This window comes from Bacillus sp. Brlt_9 (assembly GCF_051948935.1).
GTDB lineage: Bacteria > Bacillota > Bacilli > Bacillales > Bacillaceae_G > Bacillus_A.
In genome coordinates, this window is record NZ_JAYJLO010000008.1 from 62,267 (window position 1) to 83,439 (window position 21,173).

A 21,173-nucleotide genomic window follows, 5' to 3' on the forward strand; every position below is an offset into this window, starting at 1 on the left:
TAATAAGTACCATTTCTTAATAGGAGAAAATCAATGAACGAACAATATTATGATGCAGTTTTAAACATAAAAACAGTCGGTGAGCAAAAAGGGTTTAACAAGTCTATGCACTATCACCGTTATGAACCGACGCCATATAGCGGATTAGATGAGTTATTGAATCAATATGAAATAAGAAGTAGCGACAGGGTTGTAGATTTTGGATGCGGAAAAGGACGATTAAACTTTTACATGCACCATAAGTGTGGTACTTCAGCGGTTGGAATTGAAATGAATGAAGCGTTTTATAAAGACGCGTTGGATAATCTTGATCGTTATGCACGAAAGGTAAGAAACAGCAAAGATAAAATTGGGTTTGAATGCTGTTTAGCGCAGGAATATGAAATTGATCCACGTGATAACCGGTTTTATTTCTTCAATCCATTTTCTGTACAAGTGTTTATGAACGTAGTAAATAATATTTTACTTTCGGTAGAAGAGACGGAGAGAGAAGTGGATATTATTTTATATTATCCTTCTGAAGATTATATTTTCTTCTTGGAGAATCAGACTGCGTTCGAGCTGAAGAGAGAAGTAAGGTTGCCTGGGGCTTATGAGAAGAATGGGAATGAGAGATTTTTAGTTTATACATTAAGAGTATAAAAAAGCAGGTGCCACGGCACCTGCTTTTCTTTACTCACGTCTATATAATTAGTTACGGATTAAGTAATCAAATGCACCTAAAGCTGCGTTTGCACCTGAACCCATAGAGATGATGATTTGTTTGTACGGATTATTTGTACAGTCACCTGCAGCAAACACTCCTGGTACGTTTGTAGCGCCGTGCTTGTCTGTTACGATTTCACCGCGAGCGCGTTCAACTGTTTCACCTAACCAGTCTGTGTTTGGTACAAGACCGATTTGTACGAATACACCTTGTAATTCAACGTGATGAACTTCTTCAGTTTCACGATCGATGTAAGAAATACCGTTTACTTTATCAGTACCAGTGATTTCTTTTGTTTGAACGTTTTTCAGAACAGTTACGTTTGGTAAGCTGTTAAGACGCTCTTGTAATACAGCATCAGCTTTTAATTCTGGCATGAATTCAAGAACAGTTACGTGCTTAACGATACCTGCTAAGTCGATAGCTGCTTCAATACCAGAGTTACCTCCGCCAATAACTGCTACGTCTTTTCCAATGAATAATGGACCGTCACAGTGTGGGCAGTATGCTACACCTTTATTTTTGAACTCAGCTTCACCTGGTACGCCAACGTTACGCCAGCGAGCACCTGTTGAAACGATTACGCTCTTACTTTTCAGAATAGCGCCGTTTTCAAGTTCCACTTCAATAAGTTCTTTTTTCTCTAAACGTTTTGCACGTTGTAGATTCATTACATCGATGTCGTATTCTTTTACGTGCTCTTCAAGGCTTGCTACTAGCTTAGGACCTTCAGTGCGTTTTACGCTGATGAAGTTCTCAATACCCATAGTATCCATTACTTGACCACCGAAGCGCTCAGCAACGATACCAGTGCGGATGCCTTTACGTGCTGCATAAATTGCTGCACTTGCACCAGCAGGGCCGCCACCAACAACAAGAACATCGTATGGATCTTTATCAGAAAGCTCTGATGCATCTGGACCGTTACCCATTTTAGCTAAAATTTCTTCAAGTGTCATACGACCGCTTCCGAAAGATTCGCCGTTTAGGAAAACTGTTGGTACTGCCATGATGTCTTTGCTTTCTACTTCCTCTTTGAATGCAGCGCCATCAATCATAGTATGTGTAATACCAGAGTTTAGAACGCTCATTACGTTAAGAGCTTGTACAACATCAGGACAGTTATGACAACTTAGGCTGATATAAGATTCAAAATGATATTCGCCTTGAATGTTTTTAATTTGATCGATTAATTTTTGTTCAACTTTTGGAGCGCGTCCACTTACTTGTAGTAAAGCTAACACTAATGAAGTAAATTCGTGTCCTAATGGAATACCAGCGAATACAACACCAGTGTCTTCACCAGGGCGATTTACGCTAAAGCTTGGTGTTCTCTCTAATTCAACTTTTTCTACTGTAATCTTAGATGACATAGTAGCTAATTCGTCTACTAGAGCTAACATATCTTTAGATACGTCATTGTCTCCAGCGCTTACTTTAAGTAAAATATCGTTCTCCATTAACTGAAGGTATTGGGATAGTTGTGTTTTTATATCTGCATCTAGTATCATTTTGATCGAACTCCTTAGATTTTGCCTACAAGGTCAAGGCTTGGTTTAAGTGTTGCAGAACCCTCTTGCCATTTAGCTGGGCAAACTTCACCTGGGTTGTTACGTACGTATTGAGCTGCTTTAATTTTGTTAACAAGAATGCTTGCATCACGGCCGATGCCGTCAGCATTTATTTCCATAGATTGGATAACGCCGTCTGGATCGATGATGAATGTACCACGAGCAGCAAGACCTTCTTCTTCCATTAAAACATTGAAGTTTGTAGTGATTGTGCGAGTTGGGTCACCAATCATAATGTATTCGATTTTGCCGATAGTTTCTGAGCTATCATGCCATGCTTTGTGAGTGAAGTGAGTGTCTGTAGATACAGAGTATACTTCAACGCCTAAGTCTTTTAGAGTTGCATATTGGTTTTGTAAGTCTTCAAGTTCAGTTGGACAAACGAATGTGAAGTCAGCCGGGTAGAAACAAACTACACTCCATTTTCCTTTTAAACTTTCGTCAGTAACTTGGATAAATTCTCCATTATGGTAAGCATTAGCTTTAAACGGTTTTACTTCTGTGCCGATTAATAACATATTAAAATTCCTCCTAAATGTTGGTTTTGAGCATCAAAAAATAGTGTGCTCATAAAATATATTTTTTAATTAACTATAATAATTCTAATTCGATATTAATTATCATATAGAAGTGGTTATTTTGTCAAGAGAATAAACCAACTTTATATCAATTTAATTAATATTTATTCTCAATTAAGATTGTTAGGGAATTAAAAGGTGGTTTTCATGTAATAGATTTTCAATGAGTATGTAATAGAGTAGTGCGTATGTTAAAGACATGGTGTAAGTATAAATTCTTAGGAAGGGAATATTTCTTAGAAGTTGTGGATTTAAAAAGGAAGTACTTGTTTCTATTTTACAAAGAATTGTGCGATAAATAAAACAAAATGTACCGGAATCTTTGTGAACAATTATTGTCATCTCAAATATAATTAGGAAGTATATTTGAGATGATATAGAAGCATTGACTCGAGGGGCTAACAAGATATAATAAAACCTAGATATACATTTTAAGAAAGAAGAACATATAATATAGGATGAAAAATTTCACCTTATTATTTTTTATAGCCTTTAGAAAACGCTTACAATTAGTATGGAGGGGAAACCATGTCTAAGTTCACGAAGTATTTTTTAATGGAAGTCAGTGATGTGATTGTGTATGTGAAAGAGAAATTATCTAAGTTTGAGGATGCAAAGGGGTTACAGTGTAAAGAAATAGGCGATGGTAATTTAAATTATGTATTCCGTGTTTGGGATGAACAGAAGAATATTTCTGTCATTGTAAAGCAAGCTGGGGATACAGCGCGTATTTCAGATGAGTTTAAGTTGTCGACGAATCGTATTCGTATAGAATCAGATGTTTTGCAGTTAGAGGAGGAGTTAGCACCTGGGCTTGTTCCAAAGGTGTATTTGTTTGATAGTGTGATGAATTGTTGCATAATGGAAGATTTATCGGACCACACAATATTACGTACAGCACTTATAAATCATCAAATGTTTCCAAAACTTGCGGATGATTTAACGACCTTTTTGGTAAATACACTCTTATTAACATCGGATGTTGTAATGAACCATAAAGAGAAGAAGGGACTTGTAAAGAATTATATAAATCCTGAATTATGTGAGATTACAGAAGACCTCGTATACGCTGAGCCATTTACAAATCATAATAAGCGTAATGAGCTGTTTCCATTAAATGAGGGATGGATTAGAGAGCATATTTATAGTGATAAAGAGCTTCGTATGGAAGTAGCTAAACTTAAGTTCTCTTTTATGACGAATGCACAGGCACTTATTCATGGTGATTTGCATACTGGTTCTGTTTTTGTGAAAAGTGATTCCACAAAGATTATCGATCCTGAGTTTGCTTTTTATGGACCGATGGGATACGACGTTGGAAATGTAATGGCGAATTTAATGTTTGCTTGGGTGAATGCAGATGCAACGATGCCGCCCGGTACTGAGAAAGATACGTATATGAGTTGGCTACAATTGACAATGGTAGAGGTAATTGATTTGTTTAAGAAGAAGTTTTTAAATGCTTGGGATATTCATGTGACCGAGATTATGGCGAAGGAAGAAGGCTTTAACCAATTATATTTACAATCTGTATTAGAGGATACAGCTGCAGTAACAGGTCTTGAGTTAATTCGTCGAATTGTTGGGCTAGCGAAAGTAAAAGATATGACTTGTATCGAGAATGAGGAAGCACGTGCTAGAGCAGAACGCATTTGTCTTCAAGTAGCGAAGAAATTTATTTTACAGGCGAATCAATATAAAACAGGCACAAGCTTTGTAGAAACGTTAAAAGAACAGTCAATGAACTATGCGAAGTAAGGGGAGAAGATGATGGAAGAGCAATTAATACCAATTCAGTGGAAAGAAGATGCTTTAGTTTTATTAGATCAAACATTATTACCGAATGAAGTTGTCTATGAATCTTTCAAAACAGCTGAAGGTGTGTGGGATGCCATTCAAATAATGAAAGTAAGAGGAGCGCCAGCGATTGGTGTTTCAGCAGCGTATGGTGTGTATTTAGGCGCTAAGGAAGTTACTCAAAGTACGGTGGAAGACTTTATAGCGGAATTCAAAAAGGTGTGTGCATATTTGGCAACATCAAGGCCGACAGCAGTAAATTTATTTTGGGCACTTGAAAGAATGGAAGCGGTCGCGGAAGAGAACTCACATTTATCAATCGCTCAGTTGAAAGATAGATTACTAGAAGAGGCGAAAGAGATTCATAGAGAAGATGAGGAAATTAACCGTCAAATCGGGGAACATGCATTAACGTTATTCCATGATGGAATGGGAGTATTAACACATTGTAATGCTGGTGCGTTAGCGACGACTAAGTATGGTACTGCGACAGCTCCGATGTACTTAGCGAAAGAAAAAGGATGGGACTTAAAAATCTATTCAGATGAAACTCGTCCTAGGTTACAAGGTTCAACGTTAACAGCGTTAGAACTACAGCGAGCAGGAATTGATGTTACTGTCATTACGGATAATATGGCAGCTATGGTCATGTCACAAGGAAAAATCGACGCTGTAATCGTTGGATGTGACCGCGTGGCAGCAAACGGTGATGTAGCAAATAAAATTGGAACATTAGGTGTATCTATTTTAGCGAAATACTACAACATTCCGTTTTATGTAGCAACGCCAACACCGACAATCGACTTGAAAACACCGACAGGAAAAGAAATTCCGATTGAGGAAAGAGATGCTTCTGAAGTGATTAATCGTTTCGGACAATATTCTGCTCCGAAAGAAAGTAAAGTATATAATCCAGCATTTGATGTCACACCACATGAAAATGTAACAGCGATTATTACGGAAAAAGGGATTGTAAAAGCACCGTTTACGGAGAACTTAAAAAAGCTATTTCAATAAGTAGATAGAAAAAGTCAGTCATCATAAGCTTCATACTTAGGGGGATGTATATGTTATTACAAAAAGAAAGAGAAGAAATTGTAGCGTATGGAAAGAAAATGATTTCTAGCGGTTTAACAAAGGGGACAGGCGGTAATATTAGTATTTTCAACCGCGAGCAAGGTCTTGTTGCCATGAGTCCAAGTGGTTTAGAGTATTATGAAACAAAACCTGAAGATGTAGTTATATTAAACTTAGATGGTGAAGTGGTAGAAGGAGAGAGAAAACCATCAAGTGAATTAGATATGCATCTTATTTATTATAGAAATCGTGAAGATATAAATGCGCTTGTGCATACACATTCACCTTATGCGAAGACGATTGCATCATTAGGGTGGGAGCTTCCTGCTGTATCATATTTAATTGCTTTCGCAGGTCCGAATGTGCGCTGTGCACCGTATGAAACATTTGGTACGAAGCAATTAGCAGAGGCTGCTTTCGAAGGAATGATTGATCGCCGTGCTGTTTTACTTGCGAACCACGGTTTAATTGCAGGTGCAAATAACATAAAAATGGCATTTACTGTTGCGGAAGAAATTGAGTTTTGTGCGCAAATTTATTATCAAACGAAAAGCGTCGGAGAGCCGAAGCTATTGCCAGAAGATGAGATGGAGAATTTGGCGAAGAAGTTTGAAGGGTATGGGCAGCAGTAGAATGAAATAGAAACACCCTCAAGAAAAAATCTTGAGGGTGTTTCTATGCTTTCTTAAGCAACAAATACATAAAGTAAGGAGCACCAATTAAAGCAACGACAATACCTGCTGGGATACCGTTAGGTTCAACGATATTTCGTCCAATTGTGTCTGCTAATAGCAATAGCCATCCGCCGATTAAAACGGCGATAGGCATGAAGATTTGATGTCTTGGACCCACTAAAGATTTCGCGATGTGAGGAGCCATTAGCCCGATAAAGCTAATTCCTCCTGTTACGGAAACAGCAGCAGCAGCAAGCGCAACGGCTGCAATTAATAAGTATCGGCGTTCTTTTTCAATTTCAATTCCAACGCCGATTGCGACTGGCTCGTTTAATGCTAGAATGTTTAATCGATTTGCTTTATAGAAAACGAACGGAATTAATACGATTAACCACGGGAGCATTGCGAAAACGAAGACCCAGTCATCTCCCCAAATGTTTCCGGCGATCCACTTGGCGATAAAGTCCACTTTCATACGATCAGCGGATGAAATAAGGACAATCATCATTCCAGATAGTGCAAATGAAAAACCGATACCGGTTAATGTTAATCGCACCGGCTGAAGTCCAGTTGATTTACTATATGAAAATACGTAAATTAGAACAGCTGTCAGAAATGCCCCGATAAATCCAACGACAGGTAGTAAGTAAAGAAATGAACCTACATCTATTGGAAAGTATAAAAAGAAAATAGCGACAGCAACACCGGCCCCAGAGTTGATACCGAGAATACCAGGTTCAGCTAAATCATTTCGAGTAATTCCTTGAAAGATAGCCCCTGATAAAGCGAGAGCCATACCAGCTAATAATGTAATAACAATTCTAGGTAGTCTTAAAGAGTATAAAACAAACTCCTCTTTAAAAGTCCCTTGTCCCATTAATGTTGGGAGTAGTCGATCATAAGATAAAGATGCTGAACCGAGTCCCATTCCAACTACAATGGTTGTGATGGTTAGTATAAGTAAACCGAGTATAATAAGACGTTGTTTTCTTAGAATAGATTGCATCATGAGAATGTTTTTCCTCCTTTACGTAAAATGAATAGGAAGAATGGTAACCCTACAATTGCGACAATAGCAGCAACTGGTGTTTCGTACGGAGCGTTAATAGTACGTCCAATTGTATCTGCAAGTAGCATAAAGGAAGCTCCAGCAATTGCTGACATCGGTATAACAAATCGGTAATCTGGACCAACAATTGGGCGTACCATATGAGGTATCATTAAACCGATAAATGCCATATTTCCGACAAGCGCTACAGACGCACCAGCAAGTAAGATAATAATGATAAATAGAATGGTTTTAATAACAATAATTTTTTGACCTAGTCCAATAGCAACTTCTTCACTGAAACTAAGGACTGTTAATTTTTTTGCTAGTAAGATAGCGATAAAGATACTGATTGAAATGACTGGAATAATAACTTTTAATTGGCTCCAAGTTGTTCCAATTACGCCCCCAGCAGTCCAAAGTGATACCTCTTGTGAAATTTTAAAGTAAATGCCAACGCCTTCTGAAATTGCAAGCAGAAATGCTGAAACGGCAGCACCAGCTAATACAATTCGAAGAGGAGAGAGTCCACCTTTTTTCACCATGCCAATGCCAAATACCATAATTGCGCCAATTGCAGCACCGATAAAGCAAGCAAATGTTAAGTAAAGATAGCTGATGGAAGGGTTGAAGGCTATCGTTAACGCAAGTGCAGCATTTGCTCCACCAGATAATCCTAATAATCCAGGATCTGCAAGTGGATTTCGTGTTAACCCTTGCATAATTGCTCCAGAAACAGCAAGTCCAGCTCCTACAAAAATAGCAGCTACTTCACGTGGTAAACGAATTTCGCGAATAATAGATAGTTTGTCTCCTTTAGCGGAGGAAGTGAGTGCTAACCATACATCTTTTATTGAAGTATCTGCAGCCCCTAATACCATTGCCACCATAAAAATAAGAAAGAATGCAATTATGCTCAAAATGAGTTTGTACGTAAAAGCTATAGAACGTGGATTATCGTGATCTTTTGTCATTCGTTTCACATCTTTTCTGTTCATAGAATAAAGGAAGAGGAATTCTTAAATTAAGAATTCCTCATGTTTGTATTATTTACCAAGAAAGCTCTTCTTGAAGAAGTCTAGTTGGAAATCTAATGTAAGTGGATCATTGAAATAGAATTCCATCATGTTTGCTTCGTATACGCGATTATTTTTTACTGCTGGGATGTTTTTATATGATTCTGTCTCTTGGAATGAGTTATCAGTATCTTTGTTTTTACTTAAGATTAAGTAATCACCAGCAAACTCAGGTAATACCTCAGTAGATAATGCGTAGTAACCTTCTTTTAATGCTTTTTCTTTTACTTTTTCAGGCATTTTTAATTTCATTTCTTGGTACAGAATTTCTGTTCCACGGCCCCAGTTCTCACCGTATACATAAAGCTGTTTGTTGAAGTTTTCTACAACAGAAACTGTTGCATCTTCACCGATTTTTGATTTAATTTCTTTACCAGCGTCTTGTGCACGTTTCTTGAAGTCATCAACCCAAGTTTTTGCTTCTTTTTCTTTGTTTAATAACTTACCGATTTCTAAATGCTGTGTTAAGTAATCAACTTTTCCGTAAGTGTATGTTACAGTAGGAGCGATTTTCTTTAACTTATCAACATTTTTAATATTTGATAAACCAATGATTAAATCTGGATTTAGTTCAGCGATTTTTTCAACATTTTCATCTGATACTTCAGCAACATCTTTAAGTTTGCTATCAAAACGTGGGTTTTGTTTAGACCATGAATCTACCCCAACAAGATTTACATCTAATGACATTACGTTACCAGCAAATGATGATAAAACAACAACGCGTTTTGGATTTGCAGGAACTTCTACTTTACCATTTTCAGATTGGTATGTAATTGTTTCTGATTTACTACCTTTTGCATCGTTCTTTTTGTCTGTAGAGCCATTGCTACAAGCGCTCATAACAAGAACGAAAAGAACTGTTAGTGAAATAAATAACTTTTTCATCGTCTTTCTCCTTTAACATAGATGATATGTGTATACAATAATTTGTTTAACTGTAATCTTTTTGAATGAGTAGTGGTAATGCAAAATATTCATTAAAAATCTTGAATATGAGATTTTATAATATAGTATTAACCATATTAATAAAAGAAGATGTAATCTCAAATTTGCTAATTATTAACAAATTGATAATGATTATCACTATTGATTCTTTAAATAATATAATTTTATATAGGTGTATTGTCAATAGTAATTTTGATTGTAAATTTTGCGGAAACAGGTTATATTTTATTGAGAATGATAATCAATAACTAGTAGCTGAGGAGTGACACGAATGAATAGAGAAGAATTGTTTGATGTAACTGTGATAGGCGGAGGGCCTGCAGGGCTTTATTCAGCTTTTTATAGTGGACTCAGAGAGATGAAAACGAAAATAATAGAATTTCAGCCACAGTTAGGTGGAAAAATACATGTTTATCCGGAGAAAATGATTTGGGATATTGGCGGATTATTACCGGTTACTGGTGAAAAGTTAATTGAGCAACTTGTACAACAAGGGTTAACATTTCAGCCAGAAGTTGTATTGAATACAAAGATAGAATCAATTATTCGTAATAAAGATGGTATTTTTACGTTAAAAACAAGCACTGGAGAAGAACACTTTTCCAAAACAGTGATCGTTGCAACTGGAAGTGGTATATTAAACCCACAAAAGTTATCAATTGAAGGTGCGGAGCGATTTGAAGTATCGAACTTAAATTATACAGTTAAATCGTTAAAACGTTTCAAAGATAAAACGGTCATTATTTCAGGCGGAGGCAATTCTGCAATTGATTGGGCAAATGAGTTAGAACCAATTGCGAAAAAAGTTTATTTAACATATAGAAAAGAAGAATTATCTGGGCATGAGGCACAAGTAAAACAACTTATGAACAGTTCTGCAGAATGTTTCTTTAATACATCGATTACAACATTAATTGCTGGCGATAACCATGAAGCGATTGAATATGTAGAATTAACAAATCACGAAACAGGAGCGGTTTCTCAGTTAGCTATCGATGAAGTTATTATTAATCATGGATATGAACGTGACATTACATTATTAGAAAATAGTGAGTTAGATGTTGCAATTATAGATAATTATTATATTGCTGGGAATGCCAATAGTGAGTCTTCAGTAGATGGATTATATGCTGCAGGAGATATTTTAAAGCATGAAGGGAAATTGCACCTAATTGCGGGAGCATTCCAAGATGCTGGAAATGCTGTAAATAAAGCGAAACAATTCATTCAACCAGATGCAAGTGAGTACGGAATGGTTTCTTCGCATAATGAAGTATTTAAGAAGAGAAATCGTGAATTGATCAAGCAGATGATGAAATAATAAAAAAACAAGTATACCCCCATTTACTTCTCTATTCGAATGATGAGAGAGGTAAATGGGGGTTTTCCTGTTTACTATATTTTCAATCATTATAATGACACCGGTTTCATCAGTTCATGTGAAATGAACGTTTTATTTGTAAATCCTCCTATAAAACAATGAATCTATGTTTTGCTGACGCAGAACAGTCTTACATTATGCTGTTCCTTTAGCTCGTTCGTTAGGAAATGGCATATTTAATATAGAAGCAATGTACTGCTTTCCATGCATTCGAGCTAATGATTCTAATATTTGACGGACACGTTTTGTAAGATGCCCTTGTGCCTTTATAGCTTCACAATATGCGTCATAGAAAGCGTATTTAGCCCAAAGGAAATCATCTTGTTGGAATAAAAAATGATTTTTGTACCATTCCCCAATTGTATGATAACAATTGTTTTCATGTATTGCTGCGCTTTGAGAAAGAATACGATCAGATAAAGATGTAGTTAAATGCGAAATTGTGTTTCCTGTTTCAGCCTGTAATGTTTTTTCTAACATTGTAATGATGTGACGAGTAGCCATATGTTAACTCTCCTTTGTGTAAATGGGTAATACCATTCTATATTTAAAAAATCCTTACTATATTATTATACAATATATGGAATGCATCCACCTTCTTTTTAAATTGCATTTACAAAATCTTTTTTATTTGTTTACAAAAATAAAGTAAGATACAGTATATAGGAAAAAATAATAAAGGAATGAACGCGTTGTATATAACAGTAGAAGAAGCTGCGGAGTATTTGAATTTACCAAAGTCGTATATTGAAGAGCTAATTCAGCAAAAGAAAGTTCGCGCACTATTTGATGGCGAGCAATATTTATTAAATAAAGAACAATTCAATACACATTTAGAACAAATGGAGAAATATAAGCAATTAGTGGAAGAAATATTAAACGAACCAATTCCAGAAGATATGGATGTTAAAGACGAAGATTAAACGATGGGAAATCCCGTATGAAGATATGCAGAAATGTATCTTCATACGGGATTTTTTTGTGCGAAGATGCCGAAATTAAAAGACCTTAAGTATTCTGTGGGATTTTGATAGGTAGTAGTCTACCATGTTAAAAGCATATTTTTTTCTAGCTAGGACAAACATAGAGAACGTAACCTGTACAGATACATATACTATCAGTGCAAAAGCTTATAAATTAATGGAAGGGGTTTTCTCGTGAGTATATTTCATTGTGATTTTTTGAAAGACTTAATTGGATCTTTTGTGAGAGTAAACAGGGGTGGTCCAGAATCTCAAAAAGGAACAATAATATCAGTATGTCCGGACTATTTCGTATTGCAGAATGAAAAAGGGGAACTTTATTACTATCAACTTAGTCATCTAAAAAGTATTACAAAAAATGCGAAAGACTGTGGATCAAGTGATGGCGAATGGGAAGATTGCGAATGTGCAGAAGACTTTGAAGCACTACTGCAAACTTTCAAATATTGCTGGGTGAAAATTAATCGCGGTGGTCCAGAGAAAGTGGAAGGCATTTTACAAGATGTTTCTTGTGATTTTGTGACATTAATTGCAAAAGAAGAAGTTATATTAATTGCAGTAAAGCATATTAAAAGCGTTAACTATAATGCGTTAGCATGCGGAGAGAGCGATGAGAGCGACGATAGTAGCAGTAAGGAAAGTAGTAGCAGTAGCAGTAGCAATAATTCAGGTCGCGCTCGTGCACAAAGACAATCAAGTAGAGGAAGATAATAAGAAAGGGGGATACGAAATTGGAGAACGTATTATGCTGTGACCAAATTAAATGTTTAGTTGGTGAGACTGTAAAAGTAAACCTTCGTGGACCAGAAAGTCGAGTGGGTGAGCTCGTATCGTTAGGCAAAGATTATTTAACGTTACAGTTACCTCATGGTGAATTAGTTTATTATCAGTTGAAACATGTGAAGAGTCTGGTTAAGAAAGTGAAAGAAAGTAAATGTGGCGATTGCTATAGTTCATGTTTCTGCTCTGATGAGGATACTTTTTTAGATATATTAAAAGACTTGAAGTATAAATGGGTAAAAATTAATCGTGGCGGTCCAGAATGTGTGGAAGGTTTATTAAGTGAGGTACACCATGATTGTATTACACTAGTAAACTGCGATGAAGTTATTTATGTAATTAAGTCTCACATTAAGAGTGTGAGTCAAGTAGTTAAATGTAAAAAGAATGAAGATAAATAATGTTTAATAAATAAGAGGGGCATTATGAGGGAAAGAGAAGAACAATTTCTTATTTCGATAGTATGAAAAGGAATTACTTACTATTAAGACAGAACTTTGCCCTGATTATTTTTTTAGAAATGGAAGACAGGAAAGAAGAAATTCATAGGAAGGAGGATATAGATGAATGAGTTAAACAAAAATATTGGAGAAAATATATATGTTAAATTAGTTGGCGAAAAAAGATTTAAAGGAGTATTAATAGACGTAGGAAATGATATCGTTGTTCTTTACAATGGACAAGACTACGTATATATATCTTTATACCATGTACAATATTATAAATTTTTAAGACCATTTGATGAAGAAATCTCAAAACCAGATGTGGATTCTGTAATTAAGAGAGAATCTCCTTCAATTTCTTTGAGGAAAGTATTAAGTACTTCTAAAGGGATTTTTACAGAAATTTATGTAGCTGGAAATGCCCCAATACATGGATATGTTACAAGTGTAATGAACGATTATATTGTTTTTTATAGCCCAGTTTACAAAACAGTATATATATCTTTAAAGCATTTGAAATGGTTAATTCCGTATAAAGAAAATCAAGTGCCTTACGCCCTCAATAAAAACGAACTCCCCGTAAATCCATTAAATATTACGTTAGCTCGAACGTTTGAAGAACAACTTATTAAAATGTCTGGCAAAATCATGGTGTTCGATTTAGGTGAGGAATCTAATAAAATCGGAAAGATGGCGAAGATTAATGAAGGGCATATTGAAATATTAAAAGCACGTGATGCAAAAATGTATGTAAATATTCAACATGTAAAATCTGTCCATTGTCCGTAAGCTGGTTGAAAGGGCTGGCTTTTTCTTTTATATGCAGAAGAAAAGGTCGAGCCTATTTGTTTAGTTCGATTTTGATATGAGGGGGAAAATGAATTGAATATAAATAAGTTAGTGTAACCGTTGAAGAGAAAATCTTGTGCAAAATTATAAAAAATATGTACGAGCCATCTTTTCGTATATTCAATTTATTTTTTTGAGGGAGAACTGCTTAACTAATATATTAAAGGGGTTTTGTTGGTGGAGCAGTTTTCGAATTCGTTATCGATTACATTACTTGGTAGTGCTGGTGGAGCAGCAAAAGCAGTTTTAGCAATTTTAAATCAGGCGATAGTAAATGAAAAAGACACGATTTATGAAGCGATAAAGAACGTTACATTTCATTTGGTTGATATAAAGCAAAAAGATAGGGCTTATTATGATGAGCTGTTTCCAAATTTGAAAGAGCAATTGTTTTTATCCGAAATAGATCTTCAAGATGTAGTGACATTTAAACAGCATTTAAAAGAAAGTGGTACGAGCGTTGTTATTGATGTTTCAGGAGCAGATACAATCAGAGTATTAAGCTGTTGTAATGAACTTGGAATTTGTTATATTAATTCAGCTTTGGAAAATGAGACAGTAGATCAGGACGACAGTTTAATTGGCTTTCAGCTTACGGAAAGATATACGCGGTTTGAGAAGGAAAAAGAGAAATTTACAAATACAAAAGCAATTATAGGCTCAGGTATGAATCCAGGTGTTGTTCAGTGGATGGTTGTTGAACTTATGAAGGAACGTCCAAATGAAAAGCCAAAAGCATGCTATATAGTAGAACATGATACGTCATTTTTAAATGATACAGCACTTATAAAGCCTCATACACTTTATGCTTCATGGGCAGTAGAGCGATTTCTAGATGAAGCGATATGGAGTTATCCGATGTATATGAGTCATCATCGTCCTCTATATTTTTATGAAGATGTATATGCTTCAGAGTATAAAGTAAAGTTGGGAGAGAAAGAGTTTTATGGTTGTTTAATGCCACATGAGGAAGTTTTAATTTTAGGGAAAAACTTTAACATGGAAGTTGGGTTTCTTTACCGAATTAACGAGTATACAACAAATATAATTAGACAGAATTTAGAGAATGTAGAAGATCTATGGAACTGGAATCGTAAAGTATTTAATCCAGCCGAAGAAAAGATTGCGGGCGAGGATCTAGTCGGTGTATTACTCGTTTATGAAAATAGCGAGACATATATGTATAACGTGATGAATAGCAGTCAAGTTTTTCATAAATATAAAACGAATGCGACTTACTTCCAAGTGGGATGTGGAATTTATGCTGGCTTGTGTAGTTTACTGTTCGATAACTTTAAGCAAGGTGCTTATTATGTAGAGGAATTATTATTAAATACAGAAAGTAAGTACGGAGAATATTTAAATTTATATATGAAGGATTTTGTAGTGGGGGAAAATGATTTTACAGATGGATTGCTGCATGATCGGGTAAGATGGATATAAGTTATAGTGAAAAGTATGTATTTTTTACCAACAGTATAATATGCAGAAGAAAATATTTTTCAGAAAAGTGTTCTTGTTGTGTAAATATAAACATTTTATAAAATGTTTCAAGAAGGGTTTTTTTTATAAAATACTTCGTTTATAATGGAGGAAAATATCGACATGAGATTTGTTATTCATGTAACGGTTCGGTAGTGTTAGAAAAAGAAGGGGTGCACGCGCATCCTTTTTTCTATGCAGATATTATGAAAGAGGTGGTATGATGGAATTAACATTAAATTCGACTGTATGCTTACACACAATTCAATTTCGAAAAGAGCAAAAGAATTATATTGTAAAAGATACAATTACAGGAGAAAAATATGAAATGCCGCCACTTTGGATTGATGCATTGGCAATGATGCGTGACGGTTTTTTATTGGGGGAAATTGAGGAGAAATTAAAAGAAGAATATCCAGCCGAAGAAATAAATATACTAGCCTTTACGAGGCAACTGTTAGAGCTAGAGCTTGTCGGAATGGTAGATGGGGAAGAAATAGCTTGTACAAAGAAGAAAGAGAAAGATTATTTAGCTTGGTTACGTCCTCGTGTTGAGCAATTCTTTCTTAATTTAAATAAAAAAAATAGAAGCAAAGGTCAATGATGATCTTTGCTTTTTTGTATAGTTTGTTTAAAAAATTACAGCGAATGCTCTTGCAAAAGCACCGTCGCTATCTTTAATTTTTAAAGGTGCCGCTGAGAAGAAGAAACGTTTAGTGTGAATAGCATCTAAGTTTGTTAAGTTTTCGATTAAATAAATATTATTCCCAAGTAGTATGTGATGAATTGGTGATGTTTCTGTTGTTACCTCATCAGGAGAAATAAAATCTAAACCGACAGATTTTACTTTTAATTGAACTAATTCCTCAGCTAATTCTTCAGAAAGATAAAAAGCTTCTTTCTCATACGCCTCTGTATTCCATTTAGTAGATAGATTGGAATGGAAAATGACAATATCACCTTCTTTTATGTCAGCGTTGTGTAATACTTCTTTCGGTAGTTTTCGTTCTTGTACATGAGTTACATCAATAAGAACCGCTTCGCCTACAAATTGATCTAGGGGTAATTGATCAATAGTCGTTGCGCCTGAAATGAAATGAGCAGGAGCATCACAATGTGTACCAACATGAACGACAGAATGAAAATCTGTAACTTGATAGCCTGTCTCTTCGACGCTTGTAATGGCTCCTAAATTGATTTTTGGTGTTCCAGGGAATTGGGACATATTGTTTTCAAATGTTTGTGATAGGTCAATTACTTTCACTTTAGATACCTCCAATATATGTTTTGAAATAAAAAACTCACCTTTCATAATCAAGAAAGATGAGTTTTGCACACAATAGTTACGTTTTATCTTTCAAAATGCAGTGCATTTTGCAGGAATTAGCACCTATTCAGTTTATATAAACTGAGGTTGCTGGGCTTCAAAGGGCCGGTCCCTCTGCCTCTCTTGATAAAGACATATTCAATTTAAAGTTCGGAATTTTCGTGATAATAAAATTGTAATTCATTTCCTTTTTCTGTGCAACACAAAATAGGTATTCACCCAAATAAAGTTGCTCGCATATTGTAGCTTATGTAAATAGAATGCTGCGAAGGAGTGAGTGCAGTGACAGGGAATGTATTGAATTATTATGCTGGCGGCAATACAGCTAGAGGATTTCATAATTTATATGATGAGAATTTAAAAGGATTAGACAGATTATTTATTTTAAAGGGTGGCCCTGGAACGGGGAAATCTTCTTTAATTAAGGCAATAGGTCGTGAATGGGTTGAAAAGGGATATGATATTGAATTTTTACACTGTTCTTCTGATAACAAATCGGTTGATGGTGTCATTATCCCGAAGTTAAAAGTAGGAATTGTTGATGGAACATCACCACATGTTATTGAGCCGAAAATGCCAGGAGTTGTTGAGGAATATATCAATTTAGGTGTTGCTTGGGATTCAGATAAATTAAGAAAGCAGAAGGTGGAAATTGAAAGATTTGTTTCAGAAGCAAGCAAAGCTTTTCAAGCTGCTTACGCTCGTTTTAACGAGGCATTAGTTATACATGATGAGTGGGAGAAAATATATATTGATAATATTAATTTTGATAAAGCAAATGAACTAACAGATCAGCTCATTCAGAAATTATTTACAGATAAAATTGGGAAACAATCGCTTGTGAAACATCGCTTTTTAGGGGCAGCTACACCGAAAGGAGCAGTTGATTTTGTTCCTAATTTAACAGAAGGATTACCACATCGTTATTTCATAAAAGGACGTCCAGGCTCTGGGAAGTCAACAATGCTCAAAAAATTAGCTAAGGCAGCAGAAGAAAAAGGATTTGAAGTTGAAGTATATCATTGCGGGTTTGATCCAAATAGTCTTGATATGGTTATCGTAAGAGAATTAGGGTTTGCAATTTTTGATAGCACTGCACCACATGAATATTTTCCGAGTCGTGAGGGTGATGAAATTATAGATATGTATGCCCTTATTGTGAAACCAGGGACAGATGAGAAGTATGCTACCGAAATTCGCGACGTTTCTATTCAATATAAAGCAAAAATGAATGAGGCGATGTCTTTCTTAGCGAAAGCAAAATCAGTTCGTGATAAGTTAGAACGAATTTATATTGCTGCTATGGATTTTTCGAAAGTAGACGCATATAAAGAGGAGATTCAAAAAGAGTTTGAACGAATTGCGGTTAGTGTAACAGAAAAGAACAAGTAAAAATAAAGAACTTTGATAGGCTGTCGGGAATTTTCTGACAGCTATTTTAGTATGTAGTAAACTTAGTAGTATATTTGTCGAATTTCCAAGGAAATAATCAAAAAATGGAGAGGTATGAAATGAGAGAGAAAATTAGAGCGGAGCTAGAAAGAATTGAAAACGAGAATGATGTGAAAATTTTATTTGCAGTAGAATCAGGGAGTCGTGCTTGGGGATTTCCCTCGAAAGATAGTGATTATGATGTTAGATTCGTTTATATACATCCGGTAGAATGGTATTTATCAATTTATGATAAACGAGATGTAATTGAATATCCGATTAGTGATGATTTAGATATAAGCGGATGGGATATTAAAAAGGCATTACAACTATTTGCAAAGTCAAATCCAGCTTTACTCGAGTGGATTCGATCACCAATTTTTTATTCAAAAAACTCTCATTTTCCAGAGCAACTTCAGCAAATGAGTGAAAAGGATTTTGATCCAAAAGCAACGATATATCATTACTTACATATGGCTTCAAAAAATTATCGTGAATTTTTGCAAGGTGAGAATGTAAAGTTGAAAAAGTACTTCTACGTATTACGTCCTATTTTAGCTTGTAAATGGTTAGAGGAGAAAGAGACTTTACCACCTGTAGAATTTGATCGGTTAATTACAGAATTATCATTAGAACGTAGCGTATTAGATGAAATTGAACAGTTGTTAATAAAGAAAAAGGCAGGTACTGAATTAGATATTGGATTAAAAATTGAGGTGTTGAATCAATTTTTAGAAGAACAAATTCATTACTATGAGCAATATGTAAAAGGGATTGAAAAGGGACCAGGAATCGATATTGAGAGTTTAAATACATTGTTTCGAGATATGTTGTTTGCAGTATATGAGAAAGAGCACAAGTGAGTTTGTGCTCTTTTTATCCTTTTCGGCAAGAAGACTCCATCTGATTTGTGTTACGGGTGAAACCCAACAATTCAGGTGGAGATGAATTGCCGTCAGCAGGTAGACAAAACAATTTTGTCTCTTTTGTAGGAATAAAGAAAACAGATATTGCTGCAAGAAGACCCGCAAATGAGAATAAGTAAAAATTCCATGCTAAGTCGTATTGCATTGTCTACTCATTATCAACTCGTTTTAACGGTTGATCTGCTGGACCTTCAAGAACGTCTCCCTCAATTGAAAAGCGGGAACCGTGACAAGGACAATCCCAAGTACAATCACCATTATTCCATTCAACTTCGCAGCCGAGATGTGTACAAGTTGTATCGACAATATGTAATTTTCCTTCTTTGTCTTTATAAGCACCTGCTCGCTTCCCGTTAACATGTACGACAGATCCTTCACCGACTTCGAGATCTTCTGGCTTACGTAATGAGGTTTCAATTTTTCCTTCAATTAAATGTTTCGCAACATCAATGTTTTGGGAGAAGAACGTTTTTATATCTGGATTTGCATGGAAGCGTGAAGGTGCATACAGTTCTTTATATGGGCTGTGTACTTTTAGAATAGAATCCTTCAGTAAATGAGCGGCAGCAGTTCCAGTTGTCATTCCCCATTTACGATATCCAGTTGCAACAAATATATTTGGATTTCTTTCGTTAATATGTCCGATATAAGGGAGCTTATCTAGCGTGATTAAATCTTGTGCTGACCATCTATAAGGAACCTCGTCTACTCCAAAAGTTGCTTCTGCAAAAGAATACAGTGCTTCATAATGAAGCATAGTGTTTATTCCTTGTCCTGTTTTATGACTTTCTCCGCCAATTAAAATTAATTTTTCACCATTGTTTGTTGTATAGCGTAAAGAGCGTTTTGGGTCATCAATACTTAAATACATACCACCTGGGTAATCTGTTTTTGCTTTAATTGCAAGGGCATAAGAGCGTTCAGCATACATACGCGTAAAGAAAAAGCTATTCGCATCATAAAAAGGAAAATGTGAACAAGAGACAACATATTCACAAGTGATACGATGGCCCTCCTTTGTAATGACTTGTGAATAATCTCCTTTTTCCACATCCATAGCTGTTGTTTGTTCATAAACTTTGCCGCCCATCTCAACAAACTTTTCTAAAAGTGTTTTCAAATAAAGAAGGGGATGGAATTGTGCTTGGTTTTTCATGACAAGTGCAGATTGTACTGGAATTGGAATCGATAGAGATTGAACATAGTCACAAGGTATATTTAATTTTTGATAGGCTTCATATTCTTTCGATAAATTTCTTAATCCATTATCAGTAGTTGTATATAAATATGAATCTTCATTTGAGAAATTACAGTCGATTTTATATGTTTGCACAGTTTCATTAATAAATTGTAGAGCATGGTTATTTGATTCATAGTAAAGCCCAGCCTTTTCCATACCGAAATGATTTATTAATTCATCATAAATAAGATCATGTTGTGCTGTTATCTTTGCTGTTGTATGACCAGTCGTCCCGTTTAAAATAAGACCAGAATCCATTAACACAACATCGATGCCTTCTTTTGCAAGTAAATAGGCAGTAGTAATACCTGTAATACCAGCACCGATAACAGCAACTTTTGTCTTTATACTTTCAGATAAAGGGGGAAAAGTCGGGATTTGAGTAGATTCAATCCAATAAGATGATGGGAATTGTGGAAATGTATCGCTTGTCATTAAGGAAACCTCCTGATTTAGAACAATTTTCCTTTTAATATTTCCATATGATATGAAATTCATGTGTACTGTTTTAGAGGGAGGCTATTTTTATTTAAAAGAAAGATAAAATTATCTTAATATAATTATTTGGTATTGTCGGTATGAAGAGGTAGGAGTTGTGTAAAGCTAGATTTAGATGAGTATATTTGTTGTTTACACCGAGATTTCTTGAATAAGATAGAGTCTATAGCATGTTCAAGTACGTATATGCATAATGGATGAAACCTTATAAAATCTATGTTTTTTCTTTAGTGAAATAAAGTATAATTATAAAAATATAACCAACTTTTATTACTAGGTCATAAAAGTTGTTGACAATGTGGAAATTCTATTGATATGATTCATCATGTGGAAAGGTTGATAGAGAGTAAAAAGAGAA

21 protein-coding genes, 1 pseudogene and 1 riboswitch are annotated in these 21,173 nt (G+C 35.2%); of the genes and pseudogenes, 13 read left to right on the forward strand and 9 right to left on the reverse strand.

The genetic code is table 11. From position 1 onward, the window contains the following. The first annotated feature begins 33 nt into the window (after positions 1 to 33). On the forward strand, positions 34 to 642 hold the full coding sequence (locus VF726_RS24685) for an SAM-dependent methyltransferase (protein ID WP_440172828.1): 609 nt from the start codon (positions 34 to 36) through the stop codon (positions 640 to 642). Between the two features lie 48 nt (positions 643 to 690). On the opposite strand, the gene ahpF is transcribed toward VF726_RS24685, so the two are convergent. Both ahpF and ahpC read right to left on the reverse strand, forming a co-directional pair. After that, positions 691 to 2,217 (reverse strand): alkyl hydroperoxide reductase subunit F, encoded by a 1,527-nt coding sequence (gene ahpF, locus VF726_RS24690; RefSeq protein ID WP_151633957.1) that lies wholly within the window; start codon positions 2,215 to 2,217, stop codon positions 691 to 693. Between the two features lie 14 nt (positions 2,218 to 2,231). Continuing rightward, entirely contained in the window at positions 2,232 to 2,795 is a 564-nt protein-coding gene (gene ahpC / locus VF726_RS24695) for an alkyl hydroperoxide reductase subunit C (RefSeq protein ID WP_000924420.1), read from the reverse strand. Positions 2,796 to 3,383: 588 nt separating this feature from the next. Here ahpC and mtnK point away from each other — a divergent pair. Genes mtnK through VF726_RS24710 form a run of 3 tightly spaced genes read left to right on the forward strand, consistent with a single transcriptional unit; the run spans position 3,384 to position 6,361 of the window. Next, on the forward strand, positions 3,384 to 4,613 hold the full coding sequence (gene mtnK / locus VF726_RS24700; RefSeq protein WP_440172829.1) for an S-methyl-5-thioribose kinase: 1,230 nt from the start codon (positions 3,384 to 3,386) through the stop codon (positions 4,611 to 4,613). 12 nt (positions 4,614 to 4,625) lie between these two features. Then, a complete protein-coding gene (gene mtnA / locus VF726_RS24705) occupies positions 4,626 to 5,669 on the forward strand; it encodes an S-methyl-5-thioribose-1-phosphate isomerase (protein WP_440172830.1) in 1,044 nt (347 codons plus the stop codon). Positions 5,670 to 5,719: 50 nt separating this feature from the next. Beyond that, the gene (locus tag VF726_RS24710; RefSeq protein WP_212955888.1) at positions 5,720 to 6,361 is read left to right on the forward strand and encodes an L-fuculose-phosphate aldolase; all 642 of its coding nucleotides are present in this window, start codon (positions 5,720 to 5,722) and stop codon (positions 6,359 to 6,361) included. Between the two features lie 43 nt (positions 6,362 to 6,404). Here VF726_RS24710 and VF726_RS24715 read toward each other — a convergent pair whose 3' ends face one another. From VF726_RS24715 to VF726_RS24725, 3 genes are read right to left on the reverse strand one after another with little or no spacing between them, the layout of a single operon-like run. Then, positions 6,405 to 7,412 (reverse strand): FecCD family ABC transporter permease, encoded by a 1,008-nt coding sequence (locus VF726_RS24715; protein WP_440172831.1) that lies wholly within the window; start codon positions 7,410 to 7,412, stop codon positions 6,405 to 6,407. Beyond that, positions 7,409 to 8,449, reverse strand: coding sequence for a FecCD family ABC transporter permease (locus VF726_RS24720; RefSeq protein ID WP_440172832.1), 1,041 nt, complete (start codon positions 8,447 to 8,449; stop codon positions 7,409 to 7,411). The genes VF726_RS24715 and VF726_RS24720 overlap by 4 nt, the downstream gene beginning before the upstream one ends. Positions 8,450 to 8,497: 48 nt before the next feature. Then, positions 8,498 to 9,415 carry an iron-hydroxamate ABC transporter substrate-binding protein gene (locus VF726_RS24725; protein ID WP_440172833.1) on the reverse strand — a complete coding sequence of 306 codons (918 nt, stop codon included), beginning with the start codon at positions 9,413 to 9,415 and terminating at the stop codon, positions 8,498 to 8,500. A gap of 331 nt (positions 9,416 to 9,746) precedes the next feature. On the opposite strand from VF726_RS24725, the gene VF726_RS24730 reads away from it, so the two are divergent. After that, on the forward strand, positions 9,747 to 10,796 hold the full coding sequence (locus tag VF726_RS24730; protein WP_440172834.1) for an NAD(P)/FAD-dependent oxidoreductase: 1,050 nt from the start codon (positions 9,747 to 9,749) through the stop codon (positions 10,794 to 10,796). A gap of 195 nt (positions 10,797 to 10,991) precedes the next feature. Here the strand turns inward: VF726_RS24730 and VF726_RS24735 are convergent, their stop codons facing one another. Further along, entirely contained in the window at positions 10,992 to 11,360 is a 369-nt protein-coding gene (locus VF726_RS24735; protein ID WP_440172835.1) for a hypothetical protein, read from the reverse strand. Between the two features lie 179 nt (positions 11,361 to 11,539). On the opposite strand from VF726_RS24735, the gene VF726_RS24740 reads away from it, so the two are divergent. From VF726_RS24740 to VF726_RS24765, 6 genes are all read left to right on the forward strand, one after another. After that, positions 11,540 to 11,779 (forward strand): helix-turn-helix domain-containing protein, encoded by a 240-nt coding sequence (locus VF726_RS24740; protein WP_000993177.1) that lies wholly within the window; start codon positions 11,540 to 11,542, stop codon positions 11,777 to 11,779. A gap of 234 nt (positions 11,780 to 12,013) precedes the next feature. Continuing rightward, positions 12,014 to 12,550 carry a spore coat protein gene (locus VF726_RS24745; RefSeq protein ID WP_440172836.1) on the forward strand — a complete coding sequence of 179 codons (537 nt, stop codon included), beginning with the start codon at positions 12,014 to 12,016 and terminating at the stop codon, positions 12,548 to 12,550. A gap of 20 nt (positions 12,551 to 12,570) precedes the next feature. Continuing rightward, the gene (locus VF726_RS24750) at positions 12,571 to 13,020 is read left to right on the forward strand and encodes a spore coat protein (protein ID WP_440172837.1); all 450 of its coding nucleotides are present in this window, start codon (positions 12,571 to 12,573) and stop codon (positions 13,018 to 13,020) included. A 162-nt stretch (positions 13,021 to 13,182) separates the two neighbouring features. Further along, positions 13,183 to 13,851, forward strand: coding sequence for a DUF2642 domain-containing protein (locus VF726_RS24755; RefSeq protein WP_440172838.1), 669 nt, complete (start codon positions 13,183 to 13,185; stop codon positions 13,849 to 13,851). Positions 13,852 to 14,088: 237 nt separating this feature from the next. Next, entirely contained in the window at positions 14,089 to 15,354 is a 1,266-nt protein-coding gene (locus tag VF726_RS24760; RefSeq protein WP_440172839.1) for an S-adenosylmethionine decarboxylase related protein, read from the forward strand. Positions 15,355 to 15,616: 262 nt separating this feature from the next. Further along, on the forward strand, positions 15,617 to 15,997 hold the full coding sequence (locus VF726_RS24765) for a hypothetical protein (protein WP_440172840.1): 381 nt from the start codon (positions 15,617 to 15,619) through the stop codon (positions 15,995 to 15,997). 27 nt (positions 15,998 to 16,024) lie between these two features. Here the strand turns inward: VF726_RS24765 and VF726_RS24770 are convergent, their stop codons facing one another. Beyond that, complete coding sequence (locus VF726_RS24770; RefSeq protein WP_046953743.1) at positions 16,025 to 16,657, reverse strand: cyclase family protein; 633 nt, start codon at positions 16,655 to 16,657, stop codon at positions 16,025 to 16,027. Positions 16,658 to 16,740: 83 nt separating this feature from the next. Further along, a riboswitch (SAM riboswitch) is annotated at positions 16,741 to 16,853 on the reverse strand. 149 nt (positions 16,854 to 17,002) lie between these two features. Between VF726_RS24770 and VF726_RS24775 the strand changes: the two genes are divergently transcribed. Both VF726_RS24775 and VF726_RS24780 read left to right on the forward strand, forming a co-directional pair. Then, on the forward strand, positions 17,003 to 18,112 hold the full coding sequence (locus VF726_RS24775) for a PRK06851 family protein (protein WP_440172841.1): 1,110 nt from the start codon (positions 17,003 to 17,005) through the stop codon (positions 18,110 to 18,112). Between the two features lie 119 nt (positions 18,113 to 18,231). After that, the gene (locus VF726_RS24780) at positions 18,232 to 19,014 is read left to right on the forward strand and encodes a nucleotidyltransferase domain-containing protein (protein WP_440172842.1); all 783 of its coding nucleotides are present in this window, start codon (positions 18,232 to 18,234) and stop codon (positions 19,012 to 19,014) included. Positions 19,015 to 19,135: 121 nt separating this feature from the next. On the opposite strand, the pseudogene VF726_RS24785 reads toward VF726_RS24780, so the two are convergent. Together VF726_RS24785 and VF726_RS24790 are read right to left on the reverse strand one after the other, a co-directional pair. Beyond that, positions 19,136 to 19,225 (reverse strand): annotated as a pseudogene (locus VF726_RS24785) (MFS transporter); the annotation flags it as partial. Beyond that, on the reverse strand, positions 19,226 to 20,752 hold the full coding sequence (locus VF726_RS24790; protein ID WP_440172843.1) for an FAD-dependent oxidoreductase: 1,527 nt from the start codon (positions 20,750 to 20,752) through the stop codon (positions 19,226 to 19,228). Between the last annotated feature and the right edge of the window lie 421 nt (positions 20,753 to 21,173).